The sequence below is a fragment of the Variovorax sp. WS11 genome, assembly GCF_010499245.1.
Lineage (GTDB): Bacteria > Pseudomonadota > Gammaproteobacteria > Burkholderiales > Burkholderiaceae_C > Variovorax.
In genome coordinates, this window is the sequence record NZ_JAAGOW010000001.1 from 3,380,282 (window position 1) to 3,399,928 (window position 19,647).

Annotated in this window: 16 protein-coding genes and 1 pseudogene; 8 read left to right on the plus strand and 9 right to left on the minus strand. The window is 67.1% G+C overall.

Annotated elements, in window-relative coordinates; genetic code table 11:
• Positions 1 to 39 precede the first annotated feature (39 nt).
• Both GXN78_RS16750 and argE read right to left on the minus strand, forming a co-directional pair.
• Positions 40 to 1,167 (minus strand): DUF445 domain-containing protein, encoded by a 1,128-nt coding sequence (locus GXN78_RS16750; RefSeq protein WP_239142738.1) that lies wholly within the window; start codon positions 1,165 to 1,167, stop codon positions 40 to 42.
• Positions 1,168 to 1,256: 89 nt separating this feature from the next.
• Positions 1,257 to 2,468 (minus strand): acetylornithine deacetylase, encoded by a 1,212-nt coding sequence (argE, locus tag GXN78_RS16755; protein ID WP_106557427.1) that lies wholly within the window; start codon positions 2,466 to 2,468, stop codon positions 1,257 to 1,259.
• A 93-nt stretch (positions 2,469 to 2,561) separates the two neighbouring features.
• On the opposite strand from argE, the gene GXN78_RS16760 reads away from it, so the two are divergent.
• From GXN78_RS16760 to GXN78_RS16770, 3 genes are read left to right on the plus strand one after another with little or no spacing between them, the layout of a single operon-like run.
• On the plus strand, positions 2,562 to 3,779 hold the full coding sequence (locus GXN78_RS16760; RefSeq protein ID WP_106557345.1) for a glycerophosphodiester phosphodiesterase: 1,218 nt from the start codon (positions 2,562 to 2,564) through the stop codon (positions 3,777 to 3,779).
• A gap of 55 nt (positions 3,780 to 3,834) precedes the next feature.
• The gene (locus tag GXN78_RS16765; protein ID WP_106557346.1) at positions 3,835 to 5,049 is read left to right on the plus strand and encodes a M20 aminoacylase family protein; all 1,215 of its coding nucleotides are present in this window, start codon (positions 3,835 to 3,837) and stop codon (positions 5,047 to 5,049) included.
• A complete protein-coding gene (locus GXN78_RS16770; protein ID WP_106557347.1) occupies positions 5,046 to 6,137 on the plus strand; it encodes a M14 family metallopeptidase in 1,092 nt (363 codons plus the stop codon). The genes GXN78_RS16765 and GXN78_RS16770 overlap by 4 nt, the downstream gene beginning before the upstream one ends.
• A 57-nt stretch (positions 6,138 to 6,194) precedes the next feature.
• Here the strand turns inward: GXN78_RS16770 and GXN78_RS16775 are convergent, their stop codons facing one another.
• A complete protein-coding gene (locus GXN78_RS16775) occupies positions 6,195 to 7,319 on the minus strand; it encodes an ABC transporter substrate-binding protein (RefSeq protein WP_106557348.1) in 1,125 nt (374 codons plus the stop codon).
• Positions 7,320 to 7,394: 75 nt separating this feature from the next.
• On the opposite strand from GXN78_RS16775, the pseudogene GXN78_RS16780 reads away from it, so the two are divergent.
• From GXN78_RS16780 to GXN78_RS16790, 3 genes and pseudogenes are all read left to right on the plus strand, one after another.
• Positions 7,395 to 9,426 (plus strand): annotated as a pseudogene (locus GXN78_RS16780) (molybdopterin oxidoreductase family protein).
• 9 nt (positions 9,427 to 9,435) lie between these two features.
• Positions 9,436 to 10,578 carry an aminopeptidase gene (locus GXN78_RS16785; protein ID WP_106557350.1) on the plus strand — a complete coding sequence of 381 codons (1,143 nt, stop codon included), beginning with the start codon at positions 9,436 to 9,438 and terminating at the stop codon, positions 10,576 to 10,578.
• Entirely contained in the window at positions 10,571 to 10,915 is a 345-nt protein-coding gene (locus tag GXN78_RS16790; protein ID WP_106557351.1) for a polyhydroxyalkanoic acid system family protein, read from the plus strand. The genes GXN78_RS16785 and GXN78_RS16790 overlap by 8 nt, the downstream gene beginning before the upstream one ends.
• Before the next feature lie 18 nt (positions 10,916 to 10,933).
• Here GXN78_RS16790 and GXN78_RS16795 read toward each other — a convergent pair whose 3' ends face one another.
• From GXN78_RS16795 to GXN78_RS16820, 6 genes are all read right to left on the minus strand, one after another.
• Complete coding sequence (locus GXN78_RS16795; protein ID WP_106557352.1) at positions 10,934 to 11,188, minus strand: acyl-CoA-binding protein; 255 nt, start codon at positions 11,186 to 11,188, stop codon at positions 10,934 to 10,936.
• A gap of 150 nt (positions 11,189 to 11,338) precedes the next feature.
• Positions 11,339 to 12,649 carry a site-specific integrase gene (locus GXN78_RS16800; RefSeq protein WP_146163066.1) on the minus strand — a complete coding sequence of 437 codons (1,311 nt, stop codon included), beginning with the start codon at positions 12,647 to 12,649 and terminating at the stop codon, positions 11,339 to 11,341.
• An 819-nt stretch (positions 12,650 to 13,468) separates the two neighbouring features.
• Positions 13,469 to 14,299 carry a hypothetical protein gene (locus GXN78_RS16805; protein ID WP_181360560.1) on the minus strand — a complete coding sequence of 277 codons (831 nt, stop codon included), beginning with the start codon at positions 14,297 to 14,299 and terminating at the stop codon, positions 13,469 to 13,471.
• A 7-nt stretch (positions 14,300 to 14,306) separates the two neighbouring features.
• Entirely contained in the window at positions 14,307 to 14,981 is a 675-nt protein-coding gene (locus GXN78_RS16810; protein ID WP_106557354.1) for a TetR/AcrR family transcriptional regulator, read from the minus strand.
• A 114-nt stretch (positions 14,982 to 15,095) separates the two neighbouring features.
• Positions 15,096 to 15,587: a phasin family protein gene (locus GXN78_RS16815; RefSeq protein ID WP_106557355.1), complete on the minus strand. Its 492-nt coding sequence runs from the start codon at positions 15,585 to 15,587 to the stop codon at positions 15,096 to 15,098.
• A 77-nt stretch (positions 15,588 to 15,664) separates the two neighbouring features.
• Positions 15,665 to 17,482 (minus strand): hypothetical protein, encoded by a 1,818-nt coding sequence (locus tag GXN78_RS16820; protein ID WP_106557356.1) that lies wholly within the window; start codon positions 17,480 to 17,482, stop codon positions 15,665 to 15,667.
• A 216-nt stretch (positions 17,483 to 17,698) separates the two neighbouring features.
• On the opposite strand from GXN78_RS16820, the gene rfbB reads away from it, so the two are divergent.
• Entirely contained in the window at positions 17,699 to 18,760 is a 1,062-nt protein-coding gene (rfbB, locus tag GXN78_RS16825) for a dTDP-glucose 4,6-dehydratase (RefSeq protein WP_106557357.1), read from the plus strand.
• Positions 18,757 to 19,647, plus strand: a complete 891-nt coding sequence (rfbD, locus tag GXN78_RS16830) for a dTDP-4-dehydrorhamnose reductase (protein WP_106557358.1) — start codon at positions 18,757 to 18,759, stop codon at positions 19,645 to 19,647. The genes rfbB and rfbD overlap by 4 nt, the downstream gene beginning before the upstream one ends.

A 19,647-nucleotide genomic window follows, 5' to 3' on the forward strand; every position in this document is an offset into this window, starting at 1 on the left:
CCGGATTTGCTCCCTCCCCCAGCGGGGGAGGGAGTGAAGTCAGGCCAGCGCCTGCGTGATCGAATGAATGAGCAGCCCCACCAACCCGCCCACCAGCGTCCCGTTGACCCGGATGAACTGCAGATCCCGCCCGATGTGCTTCTCCAACTCCACGCTCATCTCCTCGGCGTTCCACTGCCCCACGCGCTCCACGATGTAGCGCCGGATGTCTTCCCGATAGCGCTCGATCGTCCGCGGCGCCGCATCCACGATCTGCTCGTTGATCCAGCGCCGCATCGCCTCGTCGGCTTCCAGGCGCGCGCCGAGCGTGCCCGCCATCGCGACGATCCGCTGCCGGATCGCCGAGTCGCTCTTCGCCAGGTCTTCATGCAGCCAGCCCAGCAGCTCGCTCCACAGCCCGTGCAGGTATTCGCCGATGGCCGGATGCGCCTGCAGCTCCGCGCGAATCGCCTCGCCGCGGCGCTGGAACTCGGGGTCGGTCTTGAGCTTGTGGACGAACTCCTGCATGTACGCGTCGAAGCGCTGCCGCATCGGATGCGCGGGATCGCCCACCATCTCGGCCACCGTGCGCGCGGCCGCCGAGACCACCTTGCGCGTGGCCATCCGGGCCGTGACCTGGTCCAGTCCGACGTAGCGCAAGGCCCGGATTTCGCGAGCGATCGCCTCGGTGATCTGCACCTGCACTTCCTCGCCTTCGACCGCGGCGGCAACCTGGGCGAGCAGGTCGTCCAGCAGGGCTTGATGCCTCCCATGGGCCGTCAGCGCATCCAGGGCCTGCCCCGCCAGTCGCGCCATGTCGAGCTGGGCCAGGCCGGCCGCCGCCGCGCGGCCCATGAATTCGCGCACGCGCGCGTCGTCGAAGGCCACCAGGCCATAGCGCGCCGCGGCCGCCAGGTGCCCGCCAAGGGTGGCCGCATGCGCGGGCTGCGCCAGCCAGTGGGCCAGCCGCGCGGCCGGATCGAGCTGCTCGAGCTTGGCCAGCACCTGCTGAGTGCTCAGGAAGTTGTTGCAGATGAAGCCGGCCAGCCGGGCGCCGATGCGGTCCTTGTTGGACGGGATGATCGCGGTGTGCGGAATGGGCAGCCCCAGCGGATGGCGGAACAGTGCGACCACCGCGAACCAGTCGGCGATGGCGCCCACCATCGCGGCTTCGGCAAAGGCGGCCACGTAGCCCCAAGCCGGATGCTGCGCCGCCAGCGCCGTCGCCGCCGCGTACAGCAGGGCGGCGGCGCCGAGCAGGCCGAGGGCGACGCGCTTCAGCGGATCTCCCGGATCGCCGCGAGCCCCTGCAGGAACTGCTCGCAGCGTGCGAGTTGGGCCAGCGTGACGTACTCGTCGGGCTGGTGCGCCTGGGTGATGCTGCCGGGGCCGCACACCACCGTCGGGATGCCGGCCTGCTTGAAGATGCCGGCCTCGGTGCCGAAGGCGACCAGCGTGGTTCGCTCTTCCCCGGAAAGCCGCTGGGCGAGGCGGGTTACCGCGTCGTCGGCCGTGGTCAGGAAGCTGGGGATCTCGCAGATGGTCTCGAAGCTGAAGCCGGCCTCGGGCGCGATCTTCTTCATGCCGGCCTCGAGACGGTTGGCATGCAGGCGCATCTCCCTTTGCATCTTCTGGGCGTCGGCGGTGGGCAGGTCGCGGAACTCGTAGCGGAACTCGGCGTCGCGCGGCACCACGTTGTCGGCGATGCCGCCGTGGAACTGGCCGACGCTGGCCGTGCTGTAAGGCACGTCGAAGCCGGCGTAGCGCGGCTCGTCGCGCTCGAAGCCCTCGGCCATGTCGCGCAGCTTGCCGACGAGGCGCGCCGCCATCTCGATCGCGTTGACGGAGCGCGGCGTGAGCGAGGAATGCGCCTCCTTGCCGCGCACGCAGCAGCGGTAGCGATAGACGCCCTTGTGCGCGATGGCCGGCACCATCATCGTGGGCTCGCCGACGATGCAGGCCAGCGGCCGGATGCCCTGGTCCTTCATGTCGGCGATGAGCTCGCGCACGCCGAAGCAGCCCACCTCCTCGTCGTAGCTGAAGGCGAAGTGCACCGCGAAGGGCGAGTCGCTCTCGACGAAGCGCTCGGCATTGGCCAGCGCGATGGCGATGAAGCTCTTCATGTCGGCCGAGCCGCGGCCGTAGAGGCGGGGCTCGACCTGCATGGCCTCGCCGTCGTGCTCGTCCTGCGGCCAATCCTGGACCAGGGCGGACAGCGGGTCCACGCTCCAGGCCTGTCCGTCCCAGGGCACGGTGTCGGTGTGGCCCGAGACGATCACGCCGGCCGGCTTGCCCGCGCCGAGGGTGGCGAACAGGTTGGCCTTGGTCTTGTCGGCGTTGTAGGTGAGGCGGCTGCGCACGCCCAGGCCGGCCAGGTGGTCGCGCGCGAAGTCGATCAGCTCCAGGTTGCTGTGGGTGCTCACGGTATTCATGCGCACCAGCGTCTGCGCGAACTCCAGGCTGCGGGTGGAGAGAGGGTGGGACGGCATGCGGGCCATTGTCCTGGAAAGTCCTGCATCGGCGCACTGCAACGCAGTCAAACTGTCACCCGGAGCGGCTAGGCTGCGCCTTTTTTCAACCGGATGGAGAACAACACCTTGAAGCTATCCCAGACCGCGAAGCACATGCTGACTGCCGGCGCTGCCCTCGCCCTTGCCGCCTGCAGCATGCCCGGCGCCGGCCCCTCGGCCAAGCTGCCCACCCTCGACGGCCAGCCGCCGCTGGTGGTGGCGCACCGCGGCGCCTCGGGCTATCTGCCGGAAGAGACGCTGGAGGCCTATGCCCGGGCCATCGAGCTGGGCGCCGACATGATCGAGATGGACCTGGTCTCCACCAAGGACGGCGTGCTGATCACCCGCCACGACCCCAACCTGGCGATCAGCACCGACGTGGCGAAGCGCCCCGAGTTCGCCGCGCGCAAGAAGACCATCCAGGTCGACGGCGAGACCCAGACCGGCTGGTTCAGCAACGACTTCACGCTGGCCGAGATCAAGCGCCTGGGCGCCATCTCCACCGACGCCGAGCGGCCGCAGCAGTTCAACGGCCAGTACAAGGTGCCGACCTTCCAGGAGGTGATCGACCTGGCCAAGGCCAAGTCGCGCGAGACCGGCCGCACCATCGGCATCTACCCCGAGACCAAGAACCCGACCTATTTCCGCGACCTCGGGCTGCCGATGGAGGACAAGCTGATCGCCATGCTCGAGGCCGCCGGCTGGAACAGCCGCGGCGCGCCGGTTCTGGTGCAGTCCTTCGAGCCGGGCAGCCTCAAGTACATGAAGAGCAAGGGCCTGAAGACGCGGCTGGTCCAGCTGATCGACGGCGACGGCATCGACATGGCGACCGGCAAGATGACCTACGCCGTGCCGGTGGACCGGCCCTACGAGTGGACCAAGGCCGGCGACCGCCGCAACTTCGACGTGATGGTCACGCCCGCCGGCCTCGCCGAGATCAAGACCTATGCCGACGCCATCGGCCCGTGGAAGCGCTACATCGTGAGCATCAAGGGAACGGTCGGCGCCGACGGCAAGCCGGTGGACGTCAACCGCGACGGCAAGGTCAACGACGCCGACGCCACCTCCATGGCCCCGACCAACCTGGTGGCCGAGGCGCACAAGCTGGGCCTGCTGGTGCACCCCTTCACCTTCCGCAACGAGTCGCGCCGGCTGGCCTCCGACTACAAGGGCGACGGCACCAACGAGTACCTGGCCTTCTACCGGCTCGGCGTCGACGGGGTGTTTACCGATTTCACCGACACGGCGCTGGCCGCGCGACGCACCTGGCTGAAGGAAAACGGCCGTTGAATAGGGGGAGGCACGGGCTTTGCGAGTACTTCTTGCTAAGCCTAGACTCTTCCCCATGAAACTCATCGACTCCCTGGTCACCCAGGCGGGCGGCATCGCCACCGTCCGACGTGACCTGCATGCCCATCCCGAACTCTGCTTCCAGGAGCAGCGCACCGCCGACGTGGTGGCGGCCAAGCTCACTGAATGGGGCATCCCCATCCACCGCGGCCTGGCCACCACCGGCGTGATCGGCATCGTGAAGAACGGCAGCAGTCCCCGCGCCGTCGGCCTGCGCGCCGACATGGACGCGCTGCCGGTCACCGAGCTCAACACCTTCGCCCATGCCAGCAAGCACCCCGGCAAGATGCACGCCTGCGGCCACGACGGCCACACCGCGATGCTGCTGGCGGCGGCGCAGCACCTGGCGAAAAACCGCAACTTCGACGGCACGGTCTACCTGATCTTCCAGCCGGCCGAGGAGGGCGGCGGCGGGGCGCGCGAGATGGTCAAGGAGGGCCTCTTCGAGCAGTTCCCGATGGAGGCCGTGTTCGGCATGCACAACTGGCCCGGCATGAAGGCCGGCCAGTTCGCCGTCAGCCCCGGGCCGGCGATGGCCTCGAGCAACGAATTCACCATCACCGTCCGGGGCAAGGGCGGCCATGCGGCACTGCCGCACACGGGCATCGACCCGGTGCCGATCGCCTGCGAAATGGTGCAGGCCTTCCAGACCATCATCACCCGCAACAAGAAGCCGACCGAGGCCGGCGTGATCTCGGTCACCATGATCCACGGCGGCGAGGCCAGCAACGTGATCCCCGATTGCTGCGAGCTCAGGGGCACGGTGCGCACCTTCACGCTGGAGGTGCTGGACCTGATCGAGGCGCGCATGAAGAAGATCGCCGAGCACGTGAGCGCGGCGCACGACGCCGAGTGCGACTTCCACTTCCACCGCAACTACCCGCCCACCATCAACACCGCGGCCGAGGCCGACTTCGCGCGCCGCGTGATGGCCGGCATCGTCGGCGAGGAGAACGTGCTGGTGCAGGAGCCGGCGATGACGGCCGAGGACTTTGCCTTCATGCTGCTGGCCCGGCCCGGCGCCTATGCCTTCATCGGCAACGGCGACGGCAGCCACCGCGAGCTGCACCACGGCGGCGGGCCCTGCATGCTGCACAACGCCAGCTACGACTTCAACGACGAGCTGATCCCGCTGGGCGCAACCTGCTGGGTGCGGCTGGCCGAGGAGTTCCTGAATAGCCCGAAGCTTGCCGACGGAAGCGCCGCATGATCGGCGTCGGCGAGGCTTTTGCGCCGCGCTACGCACAGGCCCGCCGCAAGTTTCTCGAGGGATGCGCGAGCGCGGGCCTGGCCGTGCAGTCCCATGTGCATCCGCTGCGGGGCCGCGACGGCGAGGAGCTCGCGGTCGACGTGGCGCTCGATGGCGACGCGAATGCCGCAAGCGTGCTGATCGTGAGCAGCGGCTGCCATGGCGTCGAGGGCCATTGCGGCAGCGGCGTGCAGGTGTTCGCGCTGTACGACGCCGAGTGGCGCGAGAAGGCGCGGGATCAGGGCGTGGCGGTGCTGTACGTGCATGCGCTCAATCCGCACGGCTTCTCGCACGGGCGGCGCGTGACGCACGAGAACGTGGACCTGAACCGCAACTTCCTCGACTTCTCGAAGCCGCCGCCGGTGAACGAGGCCTATGCCAGCCTGCATGCGCTGCTGCTGCCCGAGCAATGGCCGCCGTCGGCGGCCAACCAGGCCGCCATCGACAGTCTCATCGCGCGCGAAGGCGTTGTCTTCTACCAGGCCGCCGTGTCGCGCGGCCAGTACGAGTTCGCCGACGGCCTGTTCTATGGAGGCCAGGCGCCGACATGGAGCAACAGGACCGTGCGCGAGGTGCTGCGCACCCATGCAGGCCGGGCGAGTCGCCTTGGCTGGATCGACCTGCATACCGGCCTCGGGCCCAACGGCATCGGCGAGCGCATCTTCGCCGGCCGGGACGACAAGGCCGCCTATGCGCGGGCGAATGCCTGGTGGGGCAACTCAGCGGCGCCGGTGACTTCGATGTACGACGGCTCCTCGACCTCGGCCTTCCTGACCGGGCTGATGTGCTACGCCCTGGACGACGAATGCCCCCAGGCCGAGCACACCTCGATCGCGCTGGAGTACGGTACCGAGCCCATGCTGGAAGTGACGGCCGCGCTGCGCGGGGACCACTGGCTGCACCGCCACCCCCAGGCGCCGGCCGAGCTGGCCGAGGCCATCCGCGCGCGCATGTTCGCGGCCTTCTACAGCGACACCGATGCCTGGCGCGGGCAGGTGATCAGCCAGGCGCGCCAGGCGATGTTCCAGGCGGTCGACGGCCTGGACTAGGGCCTGTTAACGCTATGCAAGGACCCCTTGCATAGCGTTAACAGGCCCTAGCTTCCCTCAAGTCCGGATGCGGCCATCCCCGGTGATCATCGACAGCTCCACGAACTTCGATGCCACGTGGTTGCGTGGCGAGAAAGAGACTTCGAAGCCACCGAACTGCTGCCGGTCGATGCTTTCCAGCCCCGCGATCAGGCCCTCGCGCGTGAGCTTGCCGGGCGCACGGCGCAGGCCTTCGGTCAGCACCTTCGCGGCTAGGTAGCCCTCCATGCTGGAGAAGTTGGACTGAACCGAGCCGCCGCTCTTCTTCACCGCCTCGTTGAACTCGCGCGTGATCCCGTTCGCGGCGTAGTAGGGGGAGGGCACGACCTGGGTGACGACCACCCCGGCACCATCCTTGCCCAACTCGTCGGCCAGGGCCTGCGTGCCGACGAAGGACACGTTGTAGAAGGTGCCGCCATAGCCCGCCTTGCGCGCCTCGCGGATGAAAGCGGCGCAGGACCTGTAGGCGCTGACCTGGACCACGGCATCGGGCCTGGTGGCCACGATGGTCTTCACCGCCGCGGCAACGTCGACCGTGTTGCGCTCCACCGTGGCCAGGGCGGCCGGCTTCAGGTCGAGCTGCGACAGCGCCAAGGTCACGCCGTCCAGGCCGGCCTTGCCGTAGGCGTCGTTCTGATAGAAGACCGCGATCTTCTTCAGGCCCAGGTGGGTGAGCTGCTTCACGATCAGCGCCGTCTCGTCGTTGTACGAGGCGCGCAGGTGGAACACGTTGCGGTGGAAGGGCTCGCGCAGCGCCATCGCACCGGTGAAGGGGGCAATGAAGGGCACCTTCGCACTCACCGCCAGCGGCAGGGCCGCCAGGCTGGTGGGCGTGCCGATGTAGCCGAAGAGCGCGAACGCATCGTCGTCGATCAGCTTCTTCGTGTTGGCGGCGCAGCGATCAGGCTCGTAGCCGTCGTCCAGGAACTTGATCTGCACGTCGCGGTGACCGGGCGTCGCGTTGTACTGGTCGAGGTACAGCTTGGCGCCCTGGTGGAACTGGATGCCCAGCTGCGCCGCCGGCCCGCTGAAAGGCGCCGACTGGCCGAGCATGATGGGCGCTTCGCTCTGGGCCCTCGCAAGGTTGAAGCCACCGAGTGTCGCGGCACCGGCCGCTATCGAAAAATGCCTGCGATGGATCATCGTGAAAACTCCAGAGCGCCGCTGCGCGCAGAACTTAGACTTGACCGGTCTTCTCGCTTCCGGCCCGCCCATCCCATGACTTCCCCGACCCAGGTGCTCGGCGCCTGTCCCCACGACTGCCCCCGACACCTGCTCCCTCGTGACCACCGTGCAGGACGGCAAGGCCGTCAAGCTGCAGGGCAACCCGGCACATCCGCACACGGCCGGCGTGCTGTGCACGAAGGTCTCGCGCTACATCGAGCGCAACGACCACGCCGAGCGCCTGCTGCAGCCCCTGAAGCGAGTCGGCCCCAAGGGCAGCGGCCGCTTCGAGCCGGTGAGCTGGGATGCGGCCCTGTCCGACATCGCCGAACGCCTGAACGTGTTAAGCCGTAACAATTCGTCAGAATCGATTCTGCCCTACAGCTATGCCGGAACCATGGGTTTGGTGCAGGGCGAGTCGATGGATCGTCGCTTTTTCCACAAGATGGGTGCGTCACTGCTGGACCGCACCATCTGCTCGACGGCAGGGGGTGAGGCCTTAAGTTTTACCTTGGGCGGCAAGGTCGGCATGCGGGTCCAGTTTTTCGCCGACGCGAAGCTGATCCTGATCTGGGGCAGCAACTCGATCGCGAGCAACCTGCATTTCTGGCGCCATGCGCAGGCTGCCAAGCGCGCCGGCGCCAAGCTGGTGTGCATCGACCCGCGCCGGACCGAGACCGCCGACAAGTGCGACGAGCACATCGCGCTGCTGCCGGGCACCGACGCGGCCCTGGCCTTCGCCCTCATCCACGAGCTGATCGTCAACGACTGGCTGGACCACGACTACATCGAGCGCCACACCCTGGGCTGGGAGCCGCTGCGCGAGCGCGCCCTGCAATGGCCGCCGGCGCGCGCGGCCGCGGTCTGCGGCGTGCCCGAGGCGCAGATCGTGGCGCTGGCACGCGCCTACGGCACCAGCCGGCCGGCGGCGATCCGCCTCAACTACGGCATGCAGCGGGTGCGCGGCGGCGGCAACGCGGCGCGCGCCATCGCCTGCCTGCCTGCGCTGGTCGGGGCTTGGCGCGAGCGCGCGGGCGGGCTGCTGCTGAGCAGCTCGGGCCAGTTCCCGATGGACCGCGCCGCGCTGCAGCGGCCCGACCTGCTGGCCGGCCGGCGCCCGCGCACCATCAACATGAGCACCATCGGCGATGCCTTGCTCGACACGGTGAATCCGGTCCGCGCGCTGGTGGTCTACAACAGCAACCCGGTGGCGGTCGCGCCCGAGTCGGGCAAGGTGGTGGCCGGCTTCGCGCGCGAGGACCTGTTCACCGTGGTGCTGGAGCAGTTTCAGACCGACACCGCCGACTATGCCGACTACGTGCTGCCGGCCACCACCCAGCTGGAGCACTGGGACATCCACACCAGCTACGGCCACACCGACGTGCTGCTGAACCGGCCGGCGCTGGCGCCGCGCGGCGAGGCGCGCAGCAATGCCTGGGTGTTCCGCGAGCTCGCGCGCCGCATGGGCTTCGACGAGCCCTGCTTCTCCGACGACGACGAGACCTTGTGCCGCAGCGCCTTCGCCCCCGGCACGATCGATGTCGAGGAACTGCAGGCGCAGGGCTTCAGCAGCCTGAAGCTGCCCGACGCGCCTTTCGCCGAAGGCGGCTTCCCCACACCCTCGGGCCGCTGCGAGTTCTTCAGCGCGCGCCTCGCGGCGCAGGGCCAGGACGGCCTGCCCGACCACCTGCCCAACTACGAGCCGGCCGGCAGCTCGACGGAGTTTCCGCTGGCGATGATCTCGCCGCCGGCGCGCAACTTCCTCAACTCGAGCTTCGTCAACGTCAGGAGCCTGCGCGCGATCGAGGGCGAGCCGCTGCTGGAAATCCACGAAGCCGATGCCGCCGCGCGCGGCATCGTCGACGGCGCGATGGTGCGCGTCTTCAACCGCCGCGGCGAGCACCGCTGCCGCGCCGAGGTCTCGCGCCGCGCCCGGCCCGGCGTGGTGCATGGCCTGGGCATCTGGTGGCGCAAGCTCGGGGTGGACGGCACCAACGTCAACCAGCTCACCAGCCAGCGGCTGACCGACATCGGCCGCGGGCCCACCTTCTACGACTGCCTGGTCGAGGTGGCCCCTGATGCCTGAGGCGCCGGCATGAGCTCGAGGCGCGCGGTCTTCGCGGCCACGGCCGTGTTGGCCCTGGCTGGCTGCGCCGACCTCGGCTATTACTGGCAGTCGGCCAGCGGCCACCTGGCGCTCATGCGCGCGGCGCGGCCGGTGCCCGAGTGGCTGCAGGACCCGGCCGCCTCCGACGCGCTCAAGGCCAAGCTGGAGCTCACGCAGCGCATCCGCCGCTTCGCGGTCGCCGAGCTGGCCCTGCCCGACAACCCGAGCTACAAGGCCTACGCCGACCTGCACCGGCCCGCCGCGATCTGGAACGTGGTGGCGGCGCCCGCCCATTCGCTCACCCTCAAGACCTGGTGCTTCCCGGTTGCAGGCTGCGTCGGCTACCGCGGCTACTACGACGAGGCCGCCGCCCGCGCAGAGGCGGCCGCCCTGAGCGCCGAGGGCCTGGAAACGGTCGCCTACCCGGTGCCGGCTTACTCCACGCTGGGCTGGATGAACTGGGCCGGCGGCGACCCGCTGCTGTCCACCTTCATCGGCTATCCGGAGGGCGAGCTGGCCCGCATCGTGTTCCACGAGCTGGCCCACCAGGTGCTGTACGTGGCCGGGGACACCATGTTCAACGAGTCCTTCGCGACTGCGGTGGAGCGCATCGGCGGGGCCCGCTGGCTGCAGTCCCAGGCCGGCGAGCCGGCGCGGCTCGAATACGCCCAGTTCGACGGCCGGCGCCAGCAGTTCCGCGCCCTCACGGCGCACACGCGCCAGGTGCTGAAGGACATCTACACCTCGAAGGAGGCGCAGGCCCAGGACTGGGCGGCGGTCGATGCGCAAAAGAAGGCCGCGATGGAAGACTTCCGCCAGCGCTACGCCGCCATGCGCGCCGGCTGGAGCGGCCCGCGGCAGGGCGCCTACGACGGCTGGGTGGCGCGCGCCAATAACGCGCTGTTCGGCGCGCAGGCCGCGTACGACGAGCTCGTGCCGGGCTTCGAGGCGCTGTTCGAGCGCGAAGGCCGGGATTGGCCGCGCTTCTATGCAGCCGTCAAGCGCCTGGCCGCGCTGCCCAAGGACGAGAGAATGTCGGCGCTGCGGCCCGGGGACGCCGCGGCGCCCGCGGCCCGCAGGCCGATCGAAGAACCCCATCACCCAAGCCGACAGGGAGGGCCCGGTGCCTGACATCCATATAGAACGCAGCCATCAACTCGGCATCGACGCGGCGCGCGCCATCGCGCGCAAATGGGTCCGCCAGGTCGAGCAGGAGTACGGGCTGGAATGCAGCTACGAGGAAGGCCCCACCCGCGACCTCGGCCGCTTCAGCCGCGCAGGCATCGACGGCAGCGTCGAAGTCAGCGGCGACAGCTTCAGGCTGCAGGCGACGCTGGCCGGCCTGTTCGCCGGCTTCAGCGGGCAGATCGAGCAGCGCTTGCGGCAGAAGCTGGACGACCTGCTGGGCGAGCGCAAAGACGGCGAGGACGAAGACGACGACGCCTACAACGACAAGGACTGGTTGTAAGTCCGCGGGGGCTGCTGCTCAGCGCAGCGACTCGATCAGGTCGATGTACTTCTGCTTGGCCTCGTCGGCGCCGAGGCCCTTCTGGGCCGTCCAGGCGTCCCACTTGGCGCGCGCGACGATGTCGCTGAAGCTGGGCTTCTTCTCGGCGTTGTCGCCCTGCGTCGCCTGCTTGAACAGACCGTAGATCTTGAGCAGCGTCGGGTTGTCCGGACGCTCGGCGAGCAGTTTGGAGTTGGCTTGGGCGGCTTCGAAGAGGGTATTCAGGTCGGACATGAGAGAGGATGAGACGGAAACCGACATCTTAGATGAGCATTCCGATGCTCCCTCTCTGGAAACAATGAGCTTGATTCTGAGGCGCCCCCGGATCCTCAACAATTCATATTGTTGTCGCGGACCAAGCTGTTCCTTGAAGAACCGGAGCCACTAGCCGAAGGGGGTGGGCGACGTTGGAGCATCTAGGTTGCGTTCTTGACGCATCTTGTTTCGGACATTTCGAGCGGCGTCGACAGTGTCGGGAAGAACGCCACCCTTGTTGAACCGAGCACGCCCGTAGCTTCCTTTGGTCTTATTGGCGCAATGGCCTAGCGCCTTGCTGACTTGATCGACATCGCCCCACTCGTTCTTGAATTCAGAGGACGCCGCGTGGCGCAGACTGTAGGCGGTCAACTCGGGCTTGTGCTTTGGCCAGGCCCGACGGCCTGCGTCTCGAATGGCCGTAGAAAAGGCTAGGGGGCTTTTGACTTGGACCGTCTTGGAGCCCCCCGCGGCCTCCGCGCTTCGGGCCAAAAGGGAGACCAGTTTCGATTGCGAGGGCAAGCTCCAACCAAGTTTTCGCCATTCTTGACCCGACTTTTTCGTAACCTTCGCGCCAAGGATTGTCAAAACCAAATGATTGTCCTTCACTTCAATTTTAACGCCAAGCGCGAGTTCGGCAGGTCGGCATCCAGCAATGGCGGCGATCGCAACAGGTTCGCAATAATTGGGCATACGCTCGACCAGTATTTGCTGCCAGTTGATTGGCAGCCTCGTAAGCCCGCGAGCCTTCGTTTTGCGCTTTTTCGGCAAGAACGGAGTTCCGGTCGGTTCCTGGTGCGCCACCGTGAGCCAGAAGGCGAGGCGTTCAAGGTGACGTGACCAGTCCGGAGTGGTGTCATGGCCAGTGCGCTGGGACTGTTCAAGCCGCGCCAATGTCCAATCGACCAATTCGCGTATGCAATGTTTAATTGCTGCCCGTCGGCGCGTCCACGTGCCAATGCTAGTGGTCTCAGCGGCACGCATCCACACCTGGCCGGGTGTATGAGCACCCTTTCTCAAGCGCACTACTTCCTGTTTGTATTCGGCGGCGCTGCTTTGACTGGGGGCGCCGACGTCACTGTGCACGCGCCGTTCACGATCCTTTTCTCGCCATAGACGCGCTGCGTGCATGATCTCTTCTTGGCTCTGCATCCTCATGTCCTTGTCATCATCCTTGCACCCGATTCTCTGGGGCACCTGACGAATCTTGAAATATTTTTTACACAACCCGCGCATGTAATGAAATATGAGTACTTTGGGGTGGCGGCGAAGTGTTCGAATGAAAGTCGCGGAGGTCGCCGCATTCCTTTTCAATGGATAGGTGATCTTTGAGACGCAATGGAGAAATAAATTGATCAGAAATCGACTTGCCTGCCTGTGACGAATAAATTTGCAAAGGTTTTGCTTTATTTTGGGCGAAGCGTCACGATTCAAATTCAATTGATGAAGCTTGACTTCTGTGCGCGTTGGCCGCCGATTGGGCCGTTAAATTTAATTTAATGCGGCAGGTTAAACGCGGTGGGGCGAAATCGTGGCATGGATGGAAGAAATGAACTGAGCATGCGCTGTTGGCCCTGTCGAGAATTGCCATATTTGGAGCGACGTGAAAGGGGTGACACGTCAATGCTCGCGAATGAACTGGCATGTAGAGTGCAATTGCTCCTATTTTTCAGAAGTATGTAGTCGAGCGATTGACACAGACCTCGCCTGTTGTATCTATCCTCCATGAAGCTTGGACGGTCGTTTAGACGTCTTGGAGGTCCAGGCAGTCGACCCTCGGTGGTTGTGGCCGCATTTGCGCAGCGCTTTTCGCCAATTCGATAATTCATAATGTCCATCGATCAGCAAAGCGCAATGACCGTGCCCTCGTGCAACGCGCGGCCTGTATCAACCGTATTCGTGGGCTGCTGGTGAAATTTGGGTCACATTCGACCGCGGCTGAAGGCGCGCGCCAAGTATTGGTGGGGCGCGACACTCATCATGTCCGGCGCGCAAGCTTGACCGAACATCCCGGTGGGATCTGCAGCTCAGTCAGCGCGTGGGCTGGAAGAATGTGTGGCGCCGGCCAACAAGAACGCGTGAATCCACTTGGCTATGCTGACCAAAGATGTGCGTTTGACGCCGATCACGCATCTGTGAAAGGCTAACCCCCGGCTGGCTGGCGCCATTGTGGGCATGCGATTGAGAGGACGAAGTCTTCGAGAGGCGTGCAATCGAAGATGCATCGACAGGTCAGACCGGCGGGAAGCTCGTAGAGGTCTATTCCGATAGCCCGGCGCGTGCCAGTTCGACGTCCAGGCGCTCGCGCGCATCGACCGGCTCGATGGCCGCGGCCCGTTCGTAGAGGCCGGTGGCCTCGGCCGTGCGTGCCTCGCCTTCCAGCATCAGCAGGCCGCGGGCGTATTCCATCAGCGCGCCGGGCGAGTTCGGGTGGAGCTCCAGGCCGTGCTGGAACAGCTCGACCGCGGTTTCTGCCCGCACGCCGTAGGTCATGCGCCCCACCAGCGCCCCGACCTTGTCGATCACCTCCGCGTGAAAAGCGGCCAGCGCCACGTGGGCGGCGGCATGCCGCGGCTGGAGCGCGATCACGCGCTCGAGCGCACCCTTGACCTTCGAGCCCAGGCCCTGCGCCAGCGCCCTCGCCACGCTGATCCCCTGGCTGTAGCGGCCCAGGGCGTAGGCCTGCCAGTACAGGGCCTGCCAGTTCTCCGGTTCGTCTTCGACCTGGGCTGCCGCGCGCTCGGCGACCTGCTTGAACATGGCCTGCCGGCATGCCTCGCGCGGTTCCAGGTAGTTGGCATAGATGGCCGTGGCCTGGTTCGCCAGCACCATGCCTTCGCGGCCATGCCGCAAGCCCAGGTTGGCGGCCCGCTCGAACTCGCCGCTGTGGTAGAGCGCCCAGCCCTCGGCCAGCGGGCCGGGTGCGGGCGGCGGCATCCCGTGGCCGACATGCAGTCGCCGCCACTGCTGCAGCACCGTGGCGGCGTCGAAGCGCGGCGCGTCCCGATAGGGCATCGCAGCCCAGGGCTCCAAGCCCGGCACCGTGTCGGAGGACAGTAGTGAGAAAGGTTGAAGGTCGGGATGGGCCATGCGGTGTTCAGACGGTTGCCGCCTGATCTTCGCCTGCGTAGGCGTTGCTCAGTGTCAGCAAATGCCGCCGTTGTTCGGCGGCGAGATAGGGAGCGAGCAGATGCAGTGTGTGGTGCGCGCCGCGCAACAGGGCACCCTGGGCATGGCCGGGCTCCAGCGCCTCCCGCGGATTGCGCACGTACTCGTAGCTCAGCCAGTAGGTCAGCACCACCACCATGCTCTGGGCCAGCGGGTCGACCTCGCGTGCGTCGATGTCCAGGTGGCCGGCCCGGCTCATGCCGGCGAGCAGAGTCCGGATGGCGCGCGCCTTGTTCTGCAGCACCAGTTGGAACTGCGTCTCCAGGCGCCGGTTCTTGGACAGCAGGTCGTTGAGGTCGCGGTACAGGAAGCGGTAGCGCCAGATCAGCTCGAACAGGCTGTGCATGAAGAACCAGGCGTCCTCCACGTCGTGCACGCCTTCGCTGGCGTGGAGCAGCTCGTTGAGCTCGGTCTCGTAGCCTTCGTAGAGCCGGTTGATCAGCTCGTCCTTGGCGGGGTAGTGGTAGTAGAGGTTGCCGGGGCTGATGTTGAGCTCGCCCGCCACCAGCGTGGTCGAGACGTTCGGCTCCCCGAACCGGTTGAACAGGTCCAATGCGGCTTCGAGGATGCGTTGCGCGGTGCGCCGTGGCGCTTTCTTGGCCATGTGCTCGTAGCCCCCGGTTTGTCTCTGCAGGCGACTCTAGCGCAAGTCCCGGGCCGCGGGGGGGTTGCTGCACTGCGGCGGGATCGCCGGCGTCCGCCATCGGGGCGCCAGGGGTCAGGCGTCGCCGCTCGGCTTGCGTCGCCGCGAAGGCTTCGCCGCGGCTTCGGCCGGATGGCGAGCGGCCGTCTTGCGCGGGGTGCGCGCGGGGCGGGCGGCGCCGTCCTTGTGCTTGAGTTGGGCTTCGAGCGCCTCGACGCGCGCCTGCAGCGCCGCGACCTCCTCCGCCGAGGGGATGCCGAGTTTTTCAAGCGCGCGCGCCACGCGGTCCTCGAAGATGGATTCCAGCTTGCCCCAGCCGCCCGCGGCCCGGTTGCCGAAATCACTCGCGAAGCCGGTCATGCGGGCCTGGGCCTGGGCCAGGGTCTCCTCGGCGGCTTGCTGGGTTTTCTTTTGCACACCGATACCGTCCTTGACCAGCGCCTCGAAGGCCTTACTGCCTTCCTGCTGCATCTTGGCGAAGGCGCCGAGGCCGGCCAGCCAGATTTGTTGGGCGGAGTCCTTGATGCGATCGGACTTGTCGTCGGGCTTGTCGGTTGGCTTTTCCATGGGTTGACCTCCGGATGCGAATGGGGCGACTTTAGAGCACGAACTCCGCGGCTTTTAGAGCCGGATGCTCATCTGCGTCAGCCGTGGTGCAGAAGATGATGAAGGTCGTCGCGGACCAGCGCCGCGCCGGAAGCGACGGCGTGCTTGATCTGATCCCACCGTGACGCGTCGGCCGTCGAGGGTCCGGGCCTGCCGGTGCCCGCCGGGAGCATCGCGGCGCCCAGCAAGCCCAGACAGGCCGCCGCCATGTACAGGCTGACCGCGTGCCGGCCGGCCCGCCTCCCGTGCGAAGCGTGGGGGACGCGTGCAGGGGCTTTCTCCACGACACCCGGGGCAGGATTCGGCCGCATGGAAATTCGCTGCAGGTGGAATCCCAGCCGGCGGGTATCGTCGCCGAGCCCCATGTCGCACGGCCGCTGCGGATCGGTGATCTCGAACTCGAGCACGAGCGCGGGCGTCTTCCTGGCCTCATGAAATCGAGCGTACAGGTTGAAGCGCGCGTCGGCCTTTCCGGGGGTGCCTTCCGCCACTTGAAGGTGGGCCCGCTGGCCGTTGATCCACGCCCGAACGATGGGGTTGCGTGGAGAGGTTCCTACAAAAAGCAGGCCCTCGATGCAGATGAGCAGCTGTTCGGGCGCGTCGTCCAGGTGGGCAGCATCGAGCGGGATGACGATGCAGGCGCGCTCGCCCGCGGTCCAGACGCCTGTGCCCTCCGGCAGGTGCCAGCCAAAACTGAGCCATCCCGTCGCGGCCTGGCCGCTGTGGAACTCATGGATGCGGTCGAGCGCCAGGGTGGGCAGCGCGCGCAGTCCGGCGCTGTGTGCGTCCAGGCCCCAGCGGGTTCCGAACACCCGGTCCAGCGCATCGTCCGGAAAGCGGGACGGGCGCGGGGGGACCGTGCCCGAGCCTGCGCAGATCCTGGCCAGCCCTTCCAGCGACGCGATGCCCGGACCGACGAAAGCCCAGTCCGAACAGGCGGCAGGCACGCGGCTGCGGTTGTGGCGGTCCGGCGCGATCAGGTGCCGTGACGGCTTGATGAAATAGTTCGCCTCGAGCAGCGCGCCGGACGAAAGGCCGCAAACGAATTCCAGGTTGTCCGCGCACAGCAGCGCATAGGTGTTCTCGTCCGTCCAGGCTGCATTGGGTATCTGGGCCGCGAGTTCCACGAGGTGCCGCAGGTCGGGCTCGTAGGGATGGGGCTTGATCACGAGGAGGTCCACCCGCCCGGCAAGCTCCCGGGCTTCTTCGAGCGCATCGAGCGGGCGGGCGATCTTGCCGTCCCTGACCAGTGCCAGGTCGATGGCGGTCTGTCCGCAGAACAGCCCGACGCGGAGATTCCGGCTGAACAGGAAGGGAGCGCTTCGCCGCGAAAAATAGCCCTGCAGAACGCCCGCTTCGTTCCAGTAGCTTTCCTCTTCGATGCGCCAGGCGGCGAGCGCCGCTTCGATCAGGCGATCGTTGGTGCGGGCGCAGAACGCCAGATGCGAAGCGAAGCGGATCGGTGCGATCTCGAGATCGATGAACGATGCGCCGCCCCGGTCGATGGCATGCATGAGTGACGGCGACAGGCCCCAGCCGATCACCAGCGTGCCGGGGTCGAACCGCGGCATCAGCCCCGCCTCAGCCAGCGGTTCCAGATCGGCGATGCTCGCCTGCGCCCAGCCTTCCGAGCGGCGGGGCAGGGACAGAACGCCCATCATCGCCGCGACGTCGAGTTCGCTGCCTTCGGAGCGTGGGAACATCTCCCGAATGGGGATGTCGAGGCGCCTGGCCTGCAGGCCGAAGGCCCGGCACAGGAATCGGCGGTTTGCGGGATGCGATTGCAGCGTGTTGTCCGACGAGCGAAAGAAGTCGTCCATGAAGACAATTTCGCGGAAGCGTGCGGCGCCTGTCATTTTTTTGTTACCTCGACAACCCCACACGGACCCGGCCCCGGTCGAGGGAGTTCCAGGCTTTACCCGGGCTTCACCAACGGCGAGATGCACGGGGTCGGAATGTGACCGCCCGACCGTCTCGCCCTGCGCGCGCCGGAAATTCGAAAACCTTGCGATGGGATAATCCCCGGTTGCCGGCGCAAGACGGCCTTTTCACATTGCACAACGGGAGACTGCATGATCCTGGTTACCGGCGGCGCCGGCTTCATCGGCGCCAACTTCGTTCTCGATTGGCTGGCTCAAAGCGATGAGCCCATCGTCAACCTCGACAAGCTGACGTACGCCGGCAATCTCGAGACGCTGGCTTCGCTCGACAACAACCCGAAGCACATCTTCGTGCAGGGCGACATCGGCGACAGCGCCTTGGTCGACCGGCTGCTGGCCGAACACCAGCCGCGCGCCGTGCTCAACTTCGCGGCCGAGTCGCATGTGGACCGCTCGATCCACGGGCCCGAGGACTTCGTCCAGACCAACGTGCTCGGCACCTTCCGCCTGGTCGAATCGGTGCGGGGCTACTGGGGTGGTTTGCCGGCAGAGCAGAAGGCAGCCTTCCGCTTGCTCCACGTCTCGACCGACGAGGTCTACGGCTCGCTCTCGGCGAGCGACCCGGCCTTCACCGAAGAGAACAAGTACGAGCCCAACAGCCCCTACTCGGCCAGCAAGGCCGCGAGCGATCACCTGGTGCGCGCCTGGCACCACACCTACGGCCTGCCGGTGCTCACCACCAACTGCTCGAACAACTACGGCCCCTTCCACTTCCCCGAGAAGCTGATCCCGCTGATGATCGTCAACGCGCTCGCCGGCAAGCCGCTGCCGGTGTACGGCGATGGCATGCAGGTGCGCGACTGGCTCTACGTGAAGGATCACTGCGGCGCCATCCGCCGCGTGCTCGAGGCCGGCCGGCTCGGCGAGACCTACAACGTGGGCGGCTGGAACGAGAAGCCCAATATCGAAATCGTCCACACCGTCTGCGCACTGCTGGACGAGCTGCGCCCGCGCCTCGACGGCCGCAGCTACAAGGAACAAATCAGCTTCGTCACCGACCGCCCCGGCCACGACCGCCGCTACGCCATCGACGCGCGCAAGCTCGAGCGCGAGCTGGGCTGGAAGCCGGCCGAAACCTTCGACACCGGCATCCGCAAGACCGTCGAGTGGTACCTGGACAACGCGGCCTGGGTGCACAACGTGCAAAGCGGCGCCTACCGCGACTGGGTGAAGAAGCAGTACGAGGCCGCATGAAGCTGTTGCTGCTCGGCAAGACGGGGCAGGTGGGCTGGGAGCTGCAGCGCAGCCTGGCGCCGCTCGGCGAACTGGTGGCGCTGGGCTCCGCGAGCACCGATTTCGCGGGCGACCTGCGGCATCCGGAGCAGTTGGCGCAGACGGTGCTGACGCTTCGGCCCGACGTGATCGTCAATGCCGCCGCCCACACCGCCGTCGACAAGGCCGAGAGCGAGCCCGAGCTCGCGCGCACGCTGAATGCGACCGCGCCCGGCGCCATCGCGCAGGCCGCGCAGCAGGTCGGCGCGCTGATGGTGCACTACTCCACCGACTACGTGTTCGACGGCAGCGGCGAGCGCCCCTGGCAGGAAGACGATGCCACCGGGCCCCTCAGCGCTTACGGCCGCACCAAGCTCGAGGGCGAGCAGCTGATCGCCGCGCATTGCCCGAAGCACCTGATCTTTCGCACCAGCTGGGTCTATGCCGCGCGCGGCGGCAACTTCGCCAAGACCATGCTGCGGCTGGCCAGGGAGCGCGAGCGGCTCACCGTGATCGACGACCAGTTCGGCGCGCCGACCGGCGCCGAGCTGCTGGCCGACGTGACGGCCCATGCGATCCGCGACACCCTGCGCGATCCGGCCAAGGCCGGGCTGTATCACCTGGCGGCCGCGGGCGAGACCACCTGGCACGGCTATGCGCGCTTCGTGCTCGAGCAAGCCGAGGCGACCGGCGTCGCGCTGAAGGCCGGGCCTGCCATGGTCGACCCCGTGCCGACCAGCGCCTTCCCCACGCCGGCTGCGCGGCCGCACAATTCGCGCCTGAGTACCCTCAAGCTGCGGTCCGCCTTCGGCCTCAGCCTGCCGTCCTGGCAGACCGGCGTCGCGCGCATGCTGCACGAGACGCTCTGA

Coding starts and splice junctions, on each gene's coding strand:
- GXN78_RS16815 (WP_106557355.1), bottom strand. CDS start 15,587: ATGGAAAAGCCAACCGACAAGCCCGACGACAAGTCCGATCGCATCAAG.
- GXN78_RS16775 (WP_106557348.1), bottom strand. CDS start 7,319: ATGATCCATCGCAGGCATTTTTCGATAGCGGCCGGTGCCGCGACACTC.
- GXN78_RS16820 (WP_106557356.1), bottom strand. CDS start 17,482: ATGACAGGCGCCGCACGCTTCCGCGAAATTGTCTTCATGGACGACTTC.
- GXN78_RS16805 (WP_181360560.1), bottom strand. CDS start 14,299: ATGGCCCATCCCGACCTTCAACCTTTCTCACTACTGTCCTCCGACACG.
- GXN78_RS16810 (WP_106557354.1), bottom strand. CDS start 14,981: ATGGCCAAGAAAGCGCCACGGCGCACCGCGCAACGCATCCTCGAAGCC.
- GXN78_RS16770 (WP_106557347.1), top strand. CDS start 5,046: ATGATCGGCGTCGGCGAGGCTTTTGCGCCGCGCTACGCACAGGCCCGC.
- GXN78_RS16760 (WP_106557345.1), top strand. CDS start 2,562: ATGGAGAACAACACCTTGAAGCTATCCCAGACCGCGAAGCACATGCTG.
- GXN78_RS16795 (WP_106557352.1), bottom strand. CDS start 11,188: ATGTCCGACCTGAATACCCTCTTCGAAGCCGCCCAAGCCAACTCCAAA.
- GXN78_RS16785 (WP_106557350.1), top strand. CDS start 9,436: ATGAGCTCGAGGCGCGCGGTCTTCGCGGCCACGGCCGTGTTGGCCCTG.
- GXN78_RS16765 (WP_106557346.1), top strand. CDS start 3,835: ATGAAACTCATCGACTCCCTGGTCACCCAGGCGGGCGGCATCGCCACC.
- rfbD (WP_106557358.1), top strand. CDS start 18,757: ATGAAGCTGTTGCTGCTCGGCAAGACGGGGCAGGTGGGCTGGGAGCTG.
- rfbB (WP_106557357.1), top strand. CDS start 17,699: ATGATCCTGGTTACCGGCGGCGCCGGCTTCATCGGCGCCAACTTCGTT.
- argE (WP_106557427.1), bottom strand. CDS start 2,468: ATGCCGTCCCACCCTCTCTCCACCCGCAGCCTGGAGTTCGCGCAGACG.